Origin of the sequence: Luteimonas sp. RC10 (assembly GCF_014192745.1) — a bacterium.
Classification (GTDB): domain Bacteria; phylum Pseudomonadota; class Gammaproteobacteria; order Xanthomonadales; family Xanthomonadaceae; genus Luteimonas.
The window spans coordinates 15,008-32,188 of record NZ_JACHYJ010000002.1 but is presented as its reverse complement, the minus strand read 5'-3'; the positions used below and the strand labels follow the sequence as shown (position 1 = coordinate 32,188).

At 68.3% G+C, this 17,181-nt stretch carries 22 protein-coding genes; 15 read left to right on the top strand and 7 right to left on the bottom strand.

Translation table 11 applies throughout. The features are described 5' to 3' along the window. Positions 1 to 11: 11 nt before the first annotated feature. Complete coding sequence (locus tag FHW73_RS03900; protein ID WP_183425414.1) at positions 12 to 512, bottom strand: DUF456 domain-containing protein; 501 nt, start codon at positions 510 to 512, stop codon at positions 12 to 14. A gap of 251 nt (positions 513 to 763) precedes the next feature. Here FHW73_RS03900 and FHW73_RS03895 point away from each other — a divergent pair, with 251 nt between their 5' ends. Continuing rightward, the gene (locus tag FHW73_RS03895; RefSeq protein ID WP_047135804.1) at positions 764 to 973 is read left to right on the top strand and encodes a cold-shock protein; all 210 of its coding nucleotides are present in this window, start codon (positions 764 to 766) and stop codon (positions 971 to 973) included. Between the two features lie 356 nt (positions 974 to 1,329). Here the strand turns inward: FHW73_RS03895 and FHW73_RS03890 are convergent, their stop codons facing one another. After that, positions 1,330 to 1,815, bottom strand: coding sequence for a peptidoglycan-associated outer membrane lipoprotein precursor (locus FHW73_RS03890; RefSeq protein ID WP_183425413.1), 486 nt, complete (start codon positions 1,813 to 1,815; stop codon positions 1,330 to 1,332). A 140-nt stretch (positions 1,816 to 1,955) separates the two neighbouring features. Next, positions 1,956 to 2,414 (bottom strand): cytochrome c, encoded by a 459-nt coding sequence (locus FHW73_RS03885; RefSeq protein WP_183425412.1) that lies wholly within the window; start codon positions 2,412 to 2,414, stop codon positions 1,956 to 1,958. A gap of 83 nt (positions 2,415 to 2,497) precedes the next feature. Here FHW73_RS03885 and FHW73_RS03880 point away from each other — a divergent pair, with 83 nt between their 5' ends. After that, the gene (locus tag FHW73_RS03880; protein ID WP_183425411.1) at positions 2,498 to 3,301 is read left to right on the top strand and encodes a tRNA threonylcarbamoyladenosine dehydratase; all 804 of its coding nucleotides are present in this window, start codon (positions 2,498 to 2,500) and stop codon (positions 3,299 to 3,301) included. Positions 3,302 to 3,313: 12 nt separating this feature from the next. On the opposite strand, the gene FHW73_RS03875 is transcribed toward FHW73_RS03880, so the two are convergent. Then, a complete protein-coding gene (locus tag FHW73_RS03875) occupies positions 3,314 to 4,084 on the bottom strand; it encodes a TatD family hydrolase (RefSeq protein ID WP_183425410.1) in 771 nt (256 codons plus the stop codon). Beyond that, positions 4,081 to 4,323, bottom strand: coding sequence for a DUF6116 family protein (locus FHW73_RS03870; protein WP_183425409.1), 243 nt, complete (start codon positions 4,321 to 4,323; stop codon positions 4,081 to 4,083). Before FHW73_RS03870 ends, FHW73_RS03875 begins: the two co-directional genes overlap by 4 nt. A 167-nt stretch (positions 4,324 to 4,490) precedes the next feature. Here FHW73_RS03870 and FHW73_RS03865 point away from each other — a divergent pair, with 167 nt between their 5' ends. The 6 genes from FHW73_RS03865 (at position 4,491) to FHW73_RS03840 (ending at position 10,365) form a co-directional block, all read left to right on the top strand. After that, positions 4,491 to 5,264 carry a glycine zipper 2TM domain-containing protein gene (locus tag FHW73_RS03865; RefSeq protein ID WP_183425408.1) on the top strand — a complete coding sequence of 258 codons (774 nt, stop codon included), beginning with the start codon at positions 4,491 to 4,493 and terminating at the stop codon, positions 5,262 to 5,264. A gap of 123 nt (positions 5,265 to 5,387) precedes the next feature. Then, positions 5,388 to 6,551, top strand: a complete 1,164-nt coding sequence (locus FHW73_RS03860; protein WP_183425407.1) for an acyl-CoA dehydrogenase family protein — start codon at positions 5,388 to 5,390, stop codon at positions 6,549 to 6,551. A 2-nt stretch (positions 6,552 to 6,553) separates the two neighbouring features. Then, positions 6,554 to 6,865, top strand: a complete 312-nt coding sequence (locus tag FHW73_RS03855; RefSeq protein WP_183425406.1) for a cupin domain-containing protein — start codon at positions 6,554 to 6,556, stop codon at positions 6,863 to 6,865. 19 nt (positions 6,866 to 6,884) lie between these two features. Next, positions 6,885 to 7,442 (top strand): GNAT family N-acetyltransferase, encoded by a 558-nt coding sequence (locus FHW73_RS03850; protein WP_183425405.1) that lies wholly within the window; start codon positions 6,885 to 6,887, stop codon positions 7,440 to 7,442. Then, the gene (locus tag FHW73_RS03845) at positions 7,439 to 8,083 is read left to right on the top strand and encodes a glutathione S-transferase family protein (protein ID WP_183425404.1); all 645 of its coding nucleotides are present in this window, start codon (positions 7,439 to 7,441) and stop codon (positions 8,081 to 8,083) included. Before FHW73_RS03850 ends, FHW73_RS03845 begins: the two co-directional genes overlap by 4 nt. 11 nt (positions 8,084 to 8,094) lie before the next feature. After that, a complete protein-coding gene (locus FHW73_RS03840; protein ID WP_183425403.1) occupies positions 8,095 to 10,365 on the top strand; it encodes a thiamine pyrophosphate-dependent enzyme in 2,271 nt (756 codons plus the stop codon). Between the two features lie 55 nt (positions 10,366 to 10,420). On the opposite strand, the gene FHW73_RS03835 is transcribed toward FHW73_RS03840, so the two are convergent. Next, positions 10,421 to 10,924, bottom strand: coding sequence for an OmpA family protein (locus tag FHW73_RS03835; protein ID WP_183425402.1), 504 nt, complete (start codon positions 10,922 to 10,924; stop codon positions 10,421 to 10,423). Positions 10,925 to 11,479: 555 nt separating this feature from the next. Beyond that, a complete protein-coding gene (locus tag FHW73_RS03830; protein WP_183425401.1) occupies positions 11,480 to 12,367 on the bottom strand; it encodes a folate-binding protein YgfZ in 888 nt (295 codons plus the stop codon). A 25-nt stretch (positions 12,368 to 12,392) separates the two neighbouring features. Here FHW73_RS03830 and FHW73_RS17405 point away from each other — a divergent pair, with 25 nt between their 5' ends. From FHW73_RS17405 to FHW73_RS03795, 7 genes are all read left to right on the top strand, one after another. Beyond that, positions 12,393 to 12,566, top strand: a complete 174-nt coding sequence (locus FHW73_RS17405; RefSeq protein WP_255492626.1) for a DUF1674 domain-containing protein — start codon at positions 12,393 to 12,395, stop codon at positions 12,564 to 12,566. An 85-nt stretch (positions 12,567 to 12,651) separates the two neighbouring features. After that, positions 12,652 to 13,041 carry a succinate dehydrogenase, cytochrome b556 subunit gene (sdhC, locus tag FHW73_RS03820; RefSeq protein WP_183425400.1) on the top strand — a complete coding sequence of 130 codons (390 nt, stop codon included), beginning with the start codon at positions 12,652 to 12,654 and terminating at the stop codon, positions 13,039 to 13,041. Further along, the gene (sdhD, locus tag FHW73_RS03815) at positions 13,038 to 13,451 is read left to right on the top strand and encodes a succinate dehydrogenase, hydrophobic membrane anchor protein (protein ID WP_183425399.1); all 414 of its coding nucleotides are present in this window, start codon (positions 13,038 to 13,040) and stop codon (positions 13,449 to 13,451) included. Before sdhC ends, sdhD begins: the two co-directional genes overlap by 4 nt. Before the next feature lie 7 nt (positions 13,452 to 13,458). Next, positions 13,459 to 15,246 (top strand): succinate dehydrogenase flavoprotein subunit, encoded by a 1,788-nt coding sequence (gene sdhA, locus FHW73_RS03810; RefSeq protein WP_183425398.1) that lies wholly within the window; start codon positions 13,459 to 13,461, stop codon positions 15,244 to 15,246. A 15-nt stretch (positions 15,247 to 15,261) separates the two neighbouring features. Beyond that, positions 15,262 to 16,047, top strand: a complete 786-nt coding sequence (locus FHW73_RS03805; protein WP_183425397.1) for a succinate dehydrogenase iron-sulfur subunit — start codon at positions 15,262 to 15,264, stop codon at positions 16,045 to 16,047. A gap of 447 nt (positions 16,048 to 16,494) precedes the next feature. Beyond that, complete coding sequence (locus FHW73_RS03800; protein ID WP_183425396.1) at positions 16,495 to 16,758, top strand: succinate dehydrogenase assembly factor 2; 264 nt, start codon at positions 16,495 to 16,497, stop codon at positions 16,756 to 16,758. Next, a complete protein-coding gene (locus tag FHW73_RS03795; protein ID WP_183425395.1) occupies positions 16,703 to 17,170 on the top strand; it encodes a hypothetical protein in 468 nt (155 codons plus the stop codon). Before FHW73_RS03800 ends, FHW73_RS03795 begins: the two co-directional genes overlap by 56 nt. Positions 17,171 to 17,181 lie beyond the last annotated feature (11 nt).

Genomic DNA, 17,181 nt, shown 5'->3' with positions numbered 1-17,181 from the left:
GGATTGTGGCCTCAGAACCACCAAGCGAATGCGAAGATCGCCAGCATCGAGACCGCCAATGCGAGTTTCAGCGCCACGCCCAGCGCGATGCCCAGCCACGTGCCGATGCCGACCTTGGCCGCATGGCCGAGGCCGGCAGGATACAGAGTGCGGCGGCTGATCAACTCGCCCACCACCGCGCCGACGAAGGGGCCGGCGAATAGGCCCGGCAGGCCGAAGAACAGACCGACGAAGGTACCGACCACCGTGCCCAGCAACGCCAGCGGACTGGCGCCCACACGTTTGGCGCCGACCGCGGTGGCCCAGAAGTCCACCGCGAACGAGACCGCGGTCAACAGCCCCAGCACGACGAGCGGCATCGCACCCACGCGCTGGAAATCGTCCGCCCAGGCCGCCGTCAGCAGACCCGCGAATACCAGCGGCAGGCCGGGCAGGGCCGGCAGCACGACCCCGGCCAGGCCGATGGCCACCAGCAGGCCGGCGAGCAGGTAAAGCGGCACACTTATGTCCATGTGCGCCCCGCTGGATCGGGGGCCATGGGCACCTGGAACGGGCCTTTGGGGGGCGATTGCATTTTCATAAATGCCGGGTTACTTTGCAGGCGCTGTGTTTGTCAAGGTCACCGTGAATCGTGACCCTGCATCAAGTCGCTGGCTCGTTCCACCGGTCCGCTGCATCGTCGCACCCGTGTTCTCCTTGCAACCAGCCGCCCGACAGGCGTAATCGCTCGATACATCGAACAGTTTCAGGGAGAGAGAGCAACATGGCAGAGCGCGAGACCGGTACCGTGAAGTGGTTCAACGATGCCAAGGGATTCGGATTCATCAGCCGTGAAAGCGGCGAAGACGTTTTCGTGCATTTCCGCGCCATCCAGGGCACGGGCTTCAAGAGCCTGCAGGAAGGCCAGAAGGTCAGCTTCACCGTCGTCCAGGGCCAGAAGGGCCTGCAGGCCGACGCCGTGACGCCGCTCTGACCAGCTGCGATGCTTCAAGAAAAACCCGGCCAATGGCCGGGTTTTTTTATGTCCTTTTCTTATTCGGAAATGCGGCGCACTTCGGATGGGCAGCGGCCTGCCAGCCGGAAGCCGCTCCTCCCTCGGTCAGGACATCCTGTCCTGACTCGGGCGCACGCCCGCTCCGCTTCGCGAATCGGTCCGGCCCGGCGCAGCGCGCCGGGCGTTCATCCACTCGCGCGGCATGCCGCGCAAGCAGAGTGGACTCACCCATGGCGCGCTCGACGCAGCCACCGGCTGGCAGGCCGCTGCTGCGGGTATTGGCAACCTGACTTCGGGTAGACACACAGTCGCCCGCCGAACAAGCGCACCGCGGGTCAGTAGGCGTAGGCGCGTCCATTCTGGACGCGGACCGGCGAGCCTTCGCGGATGCCGTCCAGATCGCCCTGACTGAGCACGATGGTGCGGCCGTCCTGCATGCGCACATGCACATTGAAATGACGCGCGCCCTCGACTCGATTCTGGATCGCGTTGCCGGCCACCGCACCGCCGACCGCACCGGCGCCGATCGCGACATTCCGGCGACCGTGACTGTCGGTGTTGTGTCGTGCGAGTTCCTTGGCCGCCACCGCGCCGACGATGCCGCCGATCAGCGGTCCGGCGACATTCGGGCCACGGTCGCCACCGACCACCTCGATGCGGGTCACGGTGCCGCAGTCGTAGCACTCACCACGATAACCGCCGCCATAACCGCTGCCGTAGCCATCGTAACGGCCGTAATCGGAATAACCGGGCGAGGACGCGCAGCCGGCGAGTGCCAACGAGACGGCGACCGCTGCGGTACCGATCAGACGAGATTTCATGGGATCTCCTAGCGTGAGCGGGCCCGCTGCCCGACGTCGCCAACGCTATGCGGGGCGACGTGAATGAGGCAGCAATTCGTCGCGTCCAACGACGCGACCGAGGCGGACGTCCAGCCTCGATTCAGACCCGTATTCAGGACTCAGCGCAGATCCCGGTGGCACCCGCTGCAGGTCTCACCGACCGCATCGACCGCGACGCGCAGCTCGGCGCAATCGCTCGGCGGCGTGGCGAGGGCTGTATCGAGGGCGCGTCGCGCCGCGTCGGCATGCGCGCTGAAACCGCGATGGTCGCGCAGCTCGGGAAACGCCGGTTCCAGATCATCGGACAACAGGCGTAGCGCGCGCAGATGGGCCGTGCTGTCGGCCGATGGGCAGCGGCCCGTGTCGATCGCCGTCTGCAGGCCCGCCATGTGGGCCTGGTAGAGCCGCATCAACGCACCGGGATAGTGGTCCTGCCAATCGCGCCGGCTCTCGAGCGCGCGCAGCACGACCACGAGCGCGAACACCCCGACCACCAGGCCCAGGACGAACACCACCGCATAGCGTGCGGCCGCCGATGGCGGCGTGCGCGCGGAAGACGAGGGCTCGGGCGTCGGCATCGTGCGCTCCTGGCGGTGGAAAAAGGCGGCGCGACCTTAGCATGGGCGGCCGGCGGGGCAGGGCGCCCGGTAGAATGCACACCATGGACGAACACGCACGCGCCCGCTTTGCCGGAATCGAACGCCTGTACGGGCAGGGCGCGGTCGCGCGCCTGTTGCAGCGGCACGTCGCGGTGGTCGGGCTGGGCGGGGTCGGCTCGTGGGTGGCCGAGGCGCTCGCGCGCAGCGGCGTCGGCACGCTGACGCTGATCGATGCCGACGATCTGTGCGTGTCCAACACCAATCGGCAGTTGCCGGCGCTCGAGGGCCAGTACGGGCGCAACAAGGCCCGGGTCATGGCCGAGCGCTGCCTGGCGATCCATCCGGGCATGACGGTGCATGCGCTGGAGGACTTCGTGACCCCGGCTAACCTCGAGGCGATGCTGGGACGGGGCTACGACCTGGTGATCGATGCCTGCGACAGTTTCCGCAGCAAGGTCGAGCTGATCGCCTGGTGTCGACGGCGCAAGCTCCCGGTGATCACGGTGGGCGCTGCCGGTGGTCGCATCGACCCGACGCTGGTGCGCGTGCGCGACCTCTCGCGCACCGAGCATGACGCGATGCTCGCGCTGATCCGCAAGAAGCTGCGCGCCGAGTTCAATTTTCCCAAGGGCCCCAAGCGCTACTTCGGTGTGCCGGCGATCTATTCGCTGGAGAACGTGCGCTATCCGCAGGCCGACGGCAGTGTCTGTGGCCTCCGTCCGCAGTTGGGGCCCGACGCCGCACTCAATCTCGACTGTGGCAGCGGCCTGGGCGCGGCCACGCACATCACCGGCGCGTTCGCGTTCGCCGCGGCCGGCAAGGCGCTGGAACTGCTGCTGCGGCCGGCGGCCGATGCCGCTGCCTGATCGGCGCAGCGGTTAAAGCGGCGACAGGCCGAACAGCCGCGCGGCATTGTCACGTGTGTGTGCGGCCACGATCTCCGGCGGTTCGCCGCGCAGGCGCGCGACCGCCTCCAGTACGTGGACCAGGCGTGCAGGCTCGTTGCGCTGGCCGCGGTGGGCGCTGTCGGGCTGGTCGGGCGCATCGGTCTCGAGCAACAGGTGTTCGATCGGCATCGTCGCGGCCAATCGGTGCAGGCGACGGGCGCGGTCGTAGGTCAACGGCCCGCCGAGTCCGATCATGAAACCGCGCTGCCACAGCTGGCGCGCCTGTTCGGCGCTGCCGCCGAAGCTGTGCACCACGCCGCGCAGGCCGTCATACCGTTTGAGCGCGGCGATCACCGCATCGACCGCACGCCGTGCGTGCACGATCACCGGCAGGTCGTGGGCATGCGCCAGGCGCAACTGGCCTTCGAAATAATGCGCCTGAGCCTGGCGGTCGAGCCCGTCGACGAAATGGTCCAGGCCGCATTCGCCCACCGCCACCGGTCGCTCGCGCACGATCCAGTCGGCCAGGGCGTCCAGGTCGTCAGGCTGGTGTTCGGCCAGAAACATCGGGTGCAGTCCGTAGGCCGGGAACAGGCCCGCGTCTTCGGCGCAGACCGCGCGCAAGCCCGGCCATCCGGCGCGGGCGATGGCCGGCACCACTTGCTGCAAGACGCCCGCCGCGCGCGCACGCGCCAAGACCGCCGCACGGTCGTCGTTGAACTGCGGTGCGTCGAGATGACAGTGGCTGTCGACCAGCCTCAAGGGCGGCGCGCCTGGCCATCGATCGGCGGACGCGGATCGGCGTGTGTCGGCGCATCGGGCGTGCGCTTGCGCCGGGCCAGGGCGACCGTCGCCAGCCCCAGCAGGACTTCGTCGATCAGGATGATCGGATCGGGGATGACCAGATTGATGCCGAACAGAATGGCCACGACCACGAACAGGCGCGGGTGACTCAACCGGGACAGCCACGACACGAGCGGCACGGTGAAGGGACTGGGCATCGTGGGCCTCGCGAGGGGGGCGGGATGCGGCACACGCTAGCACGGCCTGCAGACCTCCCGGTTTAGCGCCCGGTCAGCCTGAGTCGGCCTTGTTCGTGTGCCTGTTCAGCTTGGCAATGGTGCAATCACTGTCACGACGTACAGGCCGATGGCCGCAAGGAGATCCCATGAAGAGCAACACGATCGCGATTGCGCTGGCGTCTCTGCTGGTAGGGGGCGTGGCCGTCGGCGCGTACCACAACAGCCGCGATGGCGCGGGGGCATCGGTCGCGGGCGATACGACTGCAGGCGCCGAGGACAAGCGCGTCGAGGACAAGCTCGACTACGCCGACGTCGTGGCGACCCGCCCGGTCACCGAGACCGAGCAGGTCTATGCGACCGTGCTGGGCAGCGAGCCGATCCGCGAGACGATGACCTCGACCTCGCCGCGCCAGGTCTGCGAGGACGTGGTGGTGCAAGACCGTCTGCCCGAGCGCGACGGCAACGTCGGCGGGACCGTGGTCGGCGCGCTGGTCGGCGGTCTGGTGGGCAACCAGGTCGGCGGCGGCAATGGGCGCAAGCTCGCGACCGCGGCCGGCGCGACCGCCGGCGGCTTCATCGGCAACCGGATCGACCGCAACCATGTCGGCGGCCGTGTTGTCGAACGTGTCGATCGTCAGTGCCGCACGGTGCAGGACTCGTCGCAGTCCTCGCGCGTGGTCGCCTACAACGTGACCTATCGCAATCCCGACGGCACCACCGGCTCGATGCGCACCGACAGCAAGCCGGGTAACCGGATCCTGCTGGGCGACGAGGAAAAGACGGTCGGCTACGACGTCACCTATCGCTACGAGGGCACCGAGCACACGCTGCGCATGCGCGAAGCCCCGGGCGAGCGCCTGCCGGTGCTCAACGGCCGGGTGATGACCGCAGCGCTCGACGACGTGCCCGCGCGCGGCTGAGCAACCGCGCCATCGCTATCTTGCAGGAAGGCCGGCACATTGCCGGCCTTCCTGCGTGAGGCCCCGACGACGCCGGCGCGCGGATCGCTACAATGGCCGGCATCCCGCCCAGACCGGACCGCCATGGCCCTGCATCCCTACGATCTGTACGACGTGCGTTCGCTGCTCGATGAAGACGAGCGCGCGGTCCAGGACGCCGTCGCCCGCTTCACCGACGAGCGTGTGCTGCCGATCATCGGCGCCTGCTTCGACGAGGCGCGGTTTCCGACCGAACTGATTCCCGAGATGGCCGAACTCGGCCTGCTCGGCGCCACGCTGCCGACCGAGTACGGCTGCGCGGGCCTCAACGCGGTCAGCTACGGCCTGATCTGCCAGGAACTCGAGCGCGGCGACAGCGGCCTGCGCAGCTTTGCCAGCGTGCAATCCTCGCTGTGCATGTATCCGATCTATGCCTACGGCAGCGAGGAACAGCGCCGCCGCTGGCTGCCCGACATGGCGGCCGGCCGGGTCATCGGTTGCTTTGGCCTGACCGAGCCCCACGGCGGCTCGGACCCGGCGAACATGAAGACCCATGCGCGCCGCGATGGCGGCGACTGGATCCTCAACGGCGCCAAGATGTGGATCACCAACGGCAACCTGGCCGACATCGCGATCGTCTGGGCGAAGACCGACGACGGCATCCAGGGCTTCGTCGTGGAGAAGGACTTCGCCGGCTTCACGGCGCAGGAGATCAAGCACAAGATGAGCCTGCGTGCCTCGGTCACCAGCGCGCTGTACTTCGACGATGTGCGCGTGCCCGATGCCAACCGCCTGCCGAACGTCAAGGGACTCAAGGGCCCGCTGGGCTGCCTGACCCAGGCGCGCTACGGCATCACCTGGGGGCCGATCGGCGCGGCGATCGCGTGCCTGGACGAGGCGCTGGGGTATTCCAAGGAACGCATCCTGTTCGATCGCCCGGTGGCCGCGACCCAGAGCGCGCAGATCAAGCTTGCCGACTGGGCGCGCCGGATCACCAGCGCGCAGTTGCTGTCGTTGCAGCTCGGCCGTCTGAAGGATGCCGGCAAGATGCAGCCGACCCAGGTTTCGCTGGCGAAGTGGAACAATTGCCGCATGGCGATCGACATCGCCCGCGAAGCGCGCGATCTGCTGGGCGGCGCCGGCATCACGACCGAGCACTCGCCGATCCGTCATGCGCTCAACCTCGAGTCGGTCATCACCTACGAAGGCACCGAGACCGTGCACCAGCTCGTTGTGGGGCGCGAGTTGACGGGTATCAACGCGTTCTGACCATGCGCACGATTCGATCGCGCGAGTTCACCGCCGACAGCGCGTGGGGCGCATTGGATGTCGCCGCCATCGAGGGCGCCACCGTCCGTCTGCACTGGACCGATCGTCCCTACCAGTGGCATGTCAACGACGGCGAGGAAGTCTTCGCCGTGCTCGACGGCCGTGTGGAGATGCGCTATCGCCAGGGCGAGGCCGAACACGCGGTCGTGCTGGAAGCCGGCGACCTGTTCCATGCCGGGCCGGGCGACGCGCATGTCGCCCATCCGATCGGCGAGGCGCGCATCCTCGTGATCGAGAAGGCCGGCAGTCTTTGAGACCTGCACAATGCCCACGATGCCGTCATCCGCTGCCGCGCCGATCCTCGAAACCGAACGCCTGATCCTGCGCCTGCCCAAGGCCGAGGATTTCGACCGCTACGCCGAACTGCTGGCCGACGAGAACGCGGCACGCTACATCGGCGGTTGCCAGCCGCGCGCGGCCGCATGGCGCAAGTTCCTGCAGCAGCCCGGCGCCTGGTTGCTGCAGGGCTTCGGCATGTTCTCGGTCCTCGAGCGGGCGGGCGGGCGCTGGCTCGGCCAACTCGGGCCCTGGCGTCCGGAGGGCTGGCCGGGCAACGAGATCGGCTACGCGTTCCATCCCGATGCCTGGGGCCAGGGCTATGCCGCGGAAGCGGCGGTCGCCGCCATCGACTGGGCATTCGAGGCACTGCACTGGGACGACATCATCCACTGCATCGATCCGGCGAACCTGGCGTCGCAGAATGTCGCCCGGCGGCTGGGCGCTGTCTGCCGCGGGCCGGGCCGGCTCCCGGCCCCGTTCGAGGACCACCCGATCGAGATCTGGGGCCAGACGCGCGCGCAATGGCACGAGCACCGAAAGCGCTTTGCATGACCGCGATCTACGGCTACTCGCCATCGGGCAATTGCCACAAGCTGCGGCTGCTGCTCGAACAGCTCGGCCGTCCGTATCGCTGGATCGAGACCGACAGTAGCCGCGGCGCGACCCGCACCCCGGATTATCTCGCCAAGAATCCCAACGGCAAGGTGCCGATGCTGGAACTCGACGACGGCCGCGTGCTGGTGGAGTCGAACGCGATCCTGCACTGGCTGGCGGAGGGCAGTGAGTTCGTGCCGGACGCTGCCTGGCAGCGGGCACAGGCGCTGTCGTGGATGTTCTTCGAGCAGTACAGTCACGAACCCTGTCTCGCCGTTGCTCGCTTCATCTGTGGTTGGACGCCGCTCGATTCGCCGCGCCGCGCCGAACTGCCGCGCCTGCACGAACGCGGCGCGCAGGCCCTGGCGGTGATGGAGACGCACCTGTCGGCGCATCCGTGGTTCACCGGCCCGCGCTATGGCATTGCCGATATCGCCCTGTTCCCTTACACCGATGCCGCCGGCGACGGGGGATTCGACCTGTCGCCGTACCCGGCGCTGCGCGACTGGCTGGCCCGCGTGCGCGCGACGCCGCGGTTCGTTGCCATGCCGGCACCCGCGCCCGAACACGCCGCGCTGATCGCGGCATCCCGCCAGTAGGTCCCGACCGCATGTTCGCCACCGTCCCGAACCCGATTCCCGCCCGCATGAAGGGCCTCAACCGCGCCGAGATCTGCGACGCGAACTTCCAGCAATTCGTCCGTGACTGGCGTGGCCCAGTGCAGGCACGTCCGGCCGATGCCGACGCCGTGCTGCCCGGCAGTGCGCTGGATGCACGCGGGTTTGTCGAACTGCTGGAATCGCAGCTGATCAGCCGACACCTGGACCTGATGGCGCGCGTACTGCGCGTGCAGAACAAGGTCTTCTACACGATCGGGTCCAGTGGCCACGAGGGCAATGCGATGGTCGCGCGCCTGACCCGGCATACCGATCCGGCGTTCTTGCATTACCGCAGCGGCGGCTTCATGGCCGAGCGCTTCCGCAAGCTGCCCGGAATGGATCCGGTGATGGACTCGGCGCTGTCGTTCGCGGCCAGCCGCGAAGATCCCGCCAGTGGCGGCCGCCACAAGGTCTGGGGCAGCAAGCCGCTGTGGGTGCTGCCGCAGACCTCGACCATCGCCTCGCATCTGCCCAAGGCCTTCGGCACCGCGGTCGCGATCGAGCAGGCACGGCGCATCGGCCATGCGCTGCCGGTGCCCGACGACAGCATCGTCGTGTGCTCGTTCGGCGATGCATCGAGCAACCACGCGACCGCGCAGACCGCCTTCAACGCCGCAGCCTGGACCGCCTACCAGAAGCTTCCCGCGCCGGTGCTGTTCGTCTGCGAGGACAACGGCATCGGCATTTCGGTCAAGACCCCGGACGGCTGGATCGCGCGCAACTTCGCTCAGCGCCCCGATCTGGACTACTTCGCCGCCGACGGCCTGGACCTGGCCTCGGGCTACGGCGAGGTCGAGCGCGCGGTGGCGCACTGCCGGCGCACGCGCAGGCCGACCTTCCTGCACCTGCGCACGACCCGGATCATGGGCCATGCGGGAACCGACTTCGAGATCGAGTGGCGCTCGCTCGAGGAACTGTGCGCGGTCGAGGCCACCGATCCCTTGCTGCGTTCGGCCGCGATCGCACTCGAGTCGGGGCTGATGAGCGCCGATGCGCTGCTGGCACTGTACGAGGACACGCGCGCGCGCTGCTTCGCGGCTGCGCACGACGCCGACAGCCGGCCGCGGCTGGAGACTCTGGCCGAGGTCATGCAGCCGTTGGCCCCGTATTCGCCGGCCCAGGTCCAGGCCGAGGCCACGCGGTATGAGCACGCCGCCGCGCGCCCGGGCGTGTTCGGCGGCGAGGCCAAGCTGCCCGAGACGCAGCCGCCGCGGCACCTGGCGATCCAGATCAACCAGGCATTGCACGACCTGTTCGCCAAGTATCCCGAAGCGCTGCTGTTCGGCGAGGACGTGGCGCAGAAGGGCGGCGTGTACACCGTCACCAAGGGCCTTCAGAAGGCATTCGGCCCGCGCCGGGTGTTCAACACGCTGCTCGACGAGACGATCGTGCTCGGGCTGGCGCAGGGCTACGCCAACATGGGTCTGCTGCCGCTGCCCGAGATCCAGTATCTGGCGTACTTCCACAACGCCGGCGACCAGATCCGCGGCGAGGCGGCGAGCCTGCAGTTCTTCAGCAACGGCCAGTACCGCAACCCGATGGTCATGCGCATCGCCTCGCTGGGGTATCAGCGCGGCTTCGGCGGTCACTTCCACAACGACAATTCGATCACCGCACTGCGCGACATCCCGGGCCTGGTTGTCGGCTGCCCGTCGCGCGGCGATGACGCGGCGACGATGCTGCGCACGCTGGCCGCGCTGGCGAAGGTCGACGGCCGGGTCTGCGCGTTCCTCGAGCCGATCGCGCTGTACATGACCAAGGATCTTTACGAGCCCGGCGACGGCGGCTGGCTGACCGCGTATCCGCCGCCGGACCAGGCGATGGCGTTCGGCGAGGAACGGGTGTACGCACCCGAGGCAACCGATCTGCTGGTGCTGACGTTCGGCAATGGTGTGCCGATGAGCCTGCGTGCGGCACGCACGATCGAGGCCGAGCGCGGCTGGCGCGTGCGCGTGGTCGACCTGCGCTGGCTGTTGCCGCTCAACGAAGGCGCGATCGCCCGGCACGTGGCCGAATGCGACCGGGTGTTGGTGGTCGACGAGGGGCGGCGCAGTGCCGGCGTGGGCGAGGGCATCGTGACCGCGATCACCGAGGCGGGCTTCGGCGACCGGCCGCTGCGCCGGGTGGTCGGGGCCGACACGTTCACGCCGCTGGCCGGGGCCGCATTCCTGGTGATTCCATCGGAGGCGGACATCGTCGCCGCCGCATCGGCGATGGCCTGATCCTAAAAAAGGCCGGCGCAACGCGCCGGCCCTTCGGCTGATACGGGGCGTTGGATCAGTCGGTGAAGCGGGCCCGAACCTCGACGCGGCGGTTCGGTGCCAGGCAATCGATCAGGGCCTGACCGCGCTCGCTGCGGCATTCGACCACCGGCTCCACGTCGCCGCGCCCGACCGCGGTGATCCGGTCGGCCGGCACGCCGTGCTCGATCAGATACGCGCGCACCGCTTCGGCCCGCTGGTTGGACAGCCGCAGATTGCCCTTGGCGTTGCCGATGCGGTCGCTGTGGCCGATGACGTGGACGATGTCCAGTTGGTGCGCGCTGCCCGAGAGCCGGGCGGCGATCGCATCGAGCGCGGCCCGCCCGTCGGGGCTGAGGTCGTGGATGCCGGCCTTGCCGAATGCGAACAGGCCGTCTGCATCGAGCTTTTCGATGAAGGCGCTCGATGGTGCGGGCGGCTGCGGTGCCGGTGCCTGCGCGTCGGGTGTGGACGAGCAGGCCGCCAATGCGAGCGAAACGACGGACGCGGCGAAGGCCGCGGACAAGATAGTGCGCTTCATGACATTCCCTTTGAGCTTTCCAGTTCCCCTGCCACCGGACCGCAGCCGGTCCGGCGACTGCCTCGACATTCCCCAGCGCTTGCGCGCCCTGTCAGCGGCCGAGCATAGCAGCCGCACATGGCATGAAAAGGGGGAGGCTTCTCCGACGTGCGGGATGGGAATCCCATTTCGGATAGGCAGCGGCCTGTCAGCCGGAAGCCGCTCTTCCCTCGGTCAGGACCGCTCGCGGTCCGGCCACGCGAAGCACGCGTGGCGTTCGCATGGCTGCGCGGCATGCCGCGCAAGCCATCCATGCTCACCCTGTCCTGACTCGGGTGCGCGCCCGCTCCGCGGTGCGGAGCGGTCCGGCCCGGTGCCGCGCACCGGGCGTTCGTCCACCCGCGCGGCATGCCACGCAAGCAGAGCGGACTCACCCATGGCGCGCTTGACGCGGCCACCGGCCGTCAGTCCGCTGCTGCAGACCTATGGACTCTGGCTTCGGATGGAAGAAGACGGGGCCTTTGCCTCAGTGCGTTGCGCCGGTAAGCGGATAGAAGCAAAAAGCGGGCAGATCATTCAGCGCGCCAGGCCGTCGTGGAGTGCGACGGTGGTCACCGGATGCGCATCGACGACCAGTGACGCAGGTCCCAGATCCAGCGGCAGCACCGCAAGCTGGACCTGCGTTGAGACTGCGACGATCCGGCCGACCGGCGCGCCGTCGGCGGCGACGTCCTGCCCGGCCTGTGCGGTGTGGGCACCGTGCAGCGCGACCAGGCCACGTTTGCTCTGGCCCAGGAAATGCGTCCGCGCCACGATCTCCTGGCCCGGGTAGCAGCCTTTCTTGACGCTGTAGGCCTGCAGGCGGTCGAGCGAGAGTTGCTGCGGCGTCCAGCGGTCAAACTCGCTGGCGGCCAGTCGCGGCAGCCCGTGCGCCAGGTCGATCGCGTGCCAGTACGCATCGGCCTCGACATCGGGCTGCGGCGCGGCATCGGCTGCAGTCGTCGTGGTCGTATCCGGCGCGTCTGGCTGCAGGCACAAGGTGCGCGGTTGCGACGGTACGCCCAGGTCCAGTTCCACCGTCTGGCCATCGAATGCGGCCTGGGCGCCGCGCGCAGCCACCGGCGCGGCGAACCGGCCGGTGACGGGCGTGCCGGCCATCACGATCGCGACCTTGCTGCGGAATACGAATCGTTTCAGCGCATCGGCGAACAGGGTCGGGTCCGCGTCGTGTAGGACCAGGTCAAGCGTCTGCGCGTCACGACGCAGCAGCGCGAACAGCGCGATGAGGCGGCCCTTGGGCGTCAGCCAACCGCTCCATTGCCACTGGCCGTCGGCGAGCGTGGACACGTCGTTCATGAACTGGGCCTGCGCGAATGCGAGCGCATCGCGGCCCGACAGCCGCAGCACATGCAGGCCGGAAAGGGCGAAATCCGCGTCGGGCAGGGGATGTGGCTTGTTTACCATGGGTGTGGGAACTAAAATTGAACGAATGATCACCCCGGACATCATAGGCGACGACGCGGCAACGCCGCGGTCGGAACCGGCGGTCACGCCTGTTCCGGCATCCGAGCCGGAGCCAGCGGTCGAGATCGGGGGCCGTGACGGTCTCGATCCCACCCGTTACGGCGACTGGGAAAAGAACGGCCGCTGCATCGATTTCTGATCGCCGCCGCATCGCGTCGGCGCGAGCGGCCCTGTGTACCACCAGCCACGCGGCGCGACGCCGCCAGCGAGGAGACCAGCCAGCGATGGCACATCCCAACCGTCCTCTGTCGCCGCATCTGCAGGTCTATCGACCACAGATGACCTCGACCATGTCCATCCTCCACCGCATCACCGGCGTGTCCTTGGCGGTGGGTGGCATTTCCCTGGTGTGGTGGCTGATGTCCATCGCCGCAGGCGGCGAAGCCTACGAGTTCGCCTCCCGGCAGTGGGCCTCGCCGATGGGGCTGATCTTCCTGTTCGGCTTCACGCTGGCGTTGATCTACCACCTGCTCAACGGCATCCGCCACCTGCTGTGGGATGCGGGCTGGGGCTTCGAGATTCCCAAGGCCTATGCCTCGGGCTACGCGGTGTTCGTGGTCGGCTTTCTGATCACCGGCATCATCTGGTTCTTCGGCCTGCGGGGTGCGGCATGAGCGGTGGCGGTGGAGAGACCTCGCGCGCAGTGCCGCTGCGCACGCCGGTCAAGCGTGCCCAGGGCCTGGGCTCGGGCAAGTCGGGCACGACGCACTTCTGGAAGCAGCGGGTCACCGCGATCATCCTGGTGCCGCTGGTCGTCTGGTTCGTGCTGACGCTGCTGTCGCTGGTCGGCGCGGAGCTGGACACCGCCCGCGCGATCATCGCCCGGCCGTGGAACGCGATCCTGTTCTCGATCTTCCTGGTCACGCTGTTCTGGCACGCCAAGCTCGGCCTGCAGGTCGTGATCGAGGACTACGTGCACAAGCGGTCCTTCGAGCTGGCGCTCCAGCTGCTCGTGACCTTCCTCTGCGGGCTCGGCGCCATCGCCTCGCTGTACGCGATCGCCCGCATCGCCTTCACTGCCTGAGTCCGTGATGACCGCTTACCCGATTACCGAACACAAGTACGACATGATCGTCGTCGGCGCCGGTGGCGCCGGCCTGCGCGCGACCTTCGGCCTGGCCCACAAGGGCCTGCAGACCGCATGCCTGACCAAGGTCTTCCCGACCCGCTCGCATACCGTCGCCGCCCAGGGCGGCATCTCGGCCGCGCTCGGCAACATGGGCGAGGACGACTGGCGCTTCCATTTCTACGACACGATCAAGGGCTCGGACTGGCTGGGCGACCAGGACGCCATCCAGTACATGTGCCGTGAGGCGATCCCGGCGATCATCGAGCTCGAGCACCAGGGTGTGCCGTTCTCGCGGACCCAGGAAGGCAAGATCTACCAGCGCCCCTTCGGCGGCATGACCACGCACTACGGCCAGGGCATCGCCCAGCGCACGTGCGCGGCCGCCGACCGCACCGGCCACGCGATCCTGCACACGCTCTACCAGCAGTCGCTCAAGCACGATGCACGCTTCTTCGTGGAGTACTTCGCACTCGACCTGATCATGGACGAGGAGGGCGCCTGCCGCGGCGTGCTCGCACTCGACATGGCCGAGGGCACGCTGCACCTGTTCCGCGCCCAGGGCGTGGTGCTGGCGACCGGCGGCTATGGCCGCGCCTACTTCTCGGCGACCTCGGCGCACACCTGCACCGGCGACGGCGGCGGCATGGCGCTGCGCGCAGGTCTCGGCCTGCAGGACATGGAGTTCGTGCAGTTCCACCCGACCGGCATCTACGGCGCAGGCTGTCTGATCACCGAGGGCGTCCGCGGCGAAGGCGGCATCCTGCGCAACGCCAGCGGCGAGCGCTTCATGGAGCGCTACGCGCCCAACGCCAAGGACCTGGCCTCGCGCGACGTGGTCAGCCGTTCGATGACGATGGAGATCCGCGAGGGTCGCGGCGTCGGCGAGCACAAGGACCACATCCACCTCGATCTGACCCATCTGGACCCGGCCGACATCCACAAGAAGCTGCCCGGCATTGCCGAGAGCGCGCGGATCTTTGCCGGCGTCGACGTGGAGAAGCAGCCGATCCCGGTGATCCCGACCGTGCACTACAACATGGGTGGCATCCCGACCAACTACCACGGCGAAGTCGTGCAGTTGAAGGACGGCAACCCGGATGCAGTGGTGCCCGGCCTGTACGCGATCGGCGAAGCGGCCTGCGTCTCGGTGCATGGCGCCAACCGCTTGGGCTCCAACTCGCTGCTCGACCTGGTGGTGTTCGGCCGCGCCGTGGCCAATCGCTGCGCGGAGACCATCAAGCCCGACGCGCGTCACAAGCCGCTGCCGGCCGATGCCTGCGACAAGTCGCTGGCGCGCCTGGACAAGCTGCGCAATGCCAAGGGCGACACCGCGACCGCGGTGATCCGCGACCGCATGCAGCGCACGATGCAGAACGACGCGGCGGTGTTCCGCACCAGCGAGACGCTCAAGCAGGGCGTGGACAAGATCCGCGAGATCCACGCCTCGTTCGCCGACGTCAAGGTCAGCGATCGCTCGCTGGTCTGGAACTCGGACCTGATCGAGACGCTGGAGCTGGAGAACCTGCTGGGCCAGGCGCTGGTGACGATCGTCTCGGCCGAGAACCGCAAGGAATCGCGCGGCGCGCACGCCCACGAGGACTACCCGGACCGCGACGACGAGAACTGGCACAAGCACACGCTGTGCTGGGCGGACGAGGCCGGCAACACGAAGATCGACTACCGTCCGGTGCACATGTACACACTCGACGACGAAGTCGAGGTCGTGCCCCCCAAAGCACGCGTCTACTGAGCCGGGAGACCCCACATGGCCGAATTCACGCTCCCGAAGAACTCCAAGATCAAGAAGGGCCGGCACTTCCCGGCCGCGCCGGGCGCCAAGCGCACGCGCACGTTCAAGATCTATCGCTGGAATCCCGATTCCGGCGAGACCCCCAGCACCGACACCTACGAGCTCGACCTCGACAAGTGCGGGCCGATGGTCCTGGACGCGCTGATCAAGATCAAGAACGAGATCGACCCGACGCTGACGTTCCGTCGCTCGTGCCGCGAGGGCATCTGCGGCTCGTGCGCGATGAACATCGACGGCACCAACACGCTGGCGTGCACGCGCGCGATCGACGACTGCAAGAAGAACGAGGTGCCGATCTACCCGCTGCCGCATATGAGCGTGGTCAAGGATCTGGTGCCCGACCTGACGCACTTCTATGCACAGTACGCGTCGATCCAGCCGTGGATCCGCACCCAGACCGCAGCGCCGCCGGATCGCGAGCGGCTGCAGTCGCCTGAGGATCGCGACAAGCTCGACGGCCTCTACGAGTGCATCCTGTGCGCGTGCTGCTCGACCAGTTGCCCGAGCTACTGGTGGAACGGCGAACGCTACCTGGGTCCTGCGATCCTGCTGCAGGCCTACCGCTGGATCATCGACAGCCGCGACGAGGACACCGGTGCGCGCCTGGACGATCTGGAAGACCCGTTCAAGCTTTACCGCTGCCACACGATCATGAACTGCGCGCGGACCTGCCCCAAGGGGCTGAACCCGGCCAAGGCGATCGGCCAGATCAAGCAACTGATGCTCGCACGACGTGGGTGAGCGGCTGCGCTTGGCCGATGCATCCGCATCGGCCGCAGCCGCGAACGCCCGCACACGGATGTGCGGGCCGGTCTCTCCGGAGTCGGCAATGCGCCGCCATGGATGGCATGGGACAAGCCTGGTGCGTCATGAGCGCTTGGCCGATGCATCCGCATCGGCCGCAGCCGCGAACGCCCGCACACGGATGTGCGGGCCGGCCTTTCCGGAGCCGACACTGCCGCGCCACGGATGGCATGTGACATCTCTAATGAAGCGAGCGCGCCAAGCCGACGCATCCGCGTCGGCTGCGCTCGCGAACGCCCGCACACGGATGTGCGGGCCGGTCTTTCCGGAGCCGACACTGCCACGCCATGGACGGCGCCGAACAAGCCTGACGCGTCATGAGCGCTTGGCCGATGCCTCCGCATCGGCCGCAGCCGCGAACGCCCGCACACAGGACGCACGTCCATGACCGACCACGACGACACCACCGAACTGCGCCGCCTGCGCTGGCGCAGCCGCCGCGGCATGCGCGAACTCGACCGGCTGTTCGAGCGCTGGCTCGACCGGTGCTGGGCGACATCCTCCGAAAGCGAGCGGGATGTTTTCCGACGGCTGCTCGAATGCGAGGACGATAGGCTCTGGAAGTGGTTTCTCGGCCATGAGCGTTCGCCCGATGCGCAACTCGACGCCCTCGTCCAATCCATCCGGGCGCTCCCGCCCGACCTCTGAGCCCGCCCGGCTGCACTGGCGGCCGTCGCGGCTGTTGATCGCCGCGTTGGGCCTGATCACGCTCGCCGCCTGCGGTGCCTTGCTGCTCTCCGAACTGCCGGGCCTGTTGGCCTGGCTCGGCATCCCCTGCGTCCTGGCCAGCGGCCTGCACACGATCCTGCGCGCCGCACGACAACCGCCGCATCGCGTCGTGGTGCAGGCGACGGGGCAGGTGCTGCTCGATGGGCGGCTGCTGGAGGCACCCTGCCTGCACTGGCGTGGTCCGATCGTGCGCCTGAGCTGGCGTGAGGGCCGACGCACGCACAGGCTGTTGTGGTGGCCCGACACCTTGCCGGCACCGCAACGCCGTGAACTGCGTCTGGCCGCAGCGATGCGTCCGCTGCCACGCGCACCGGAATCGGTGGCACCATAGCCACTGCCCAG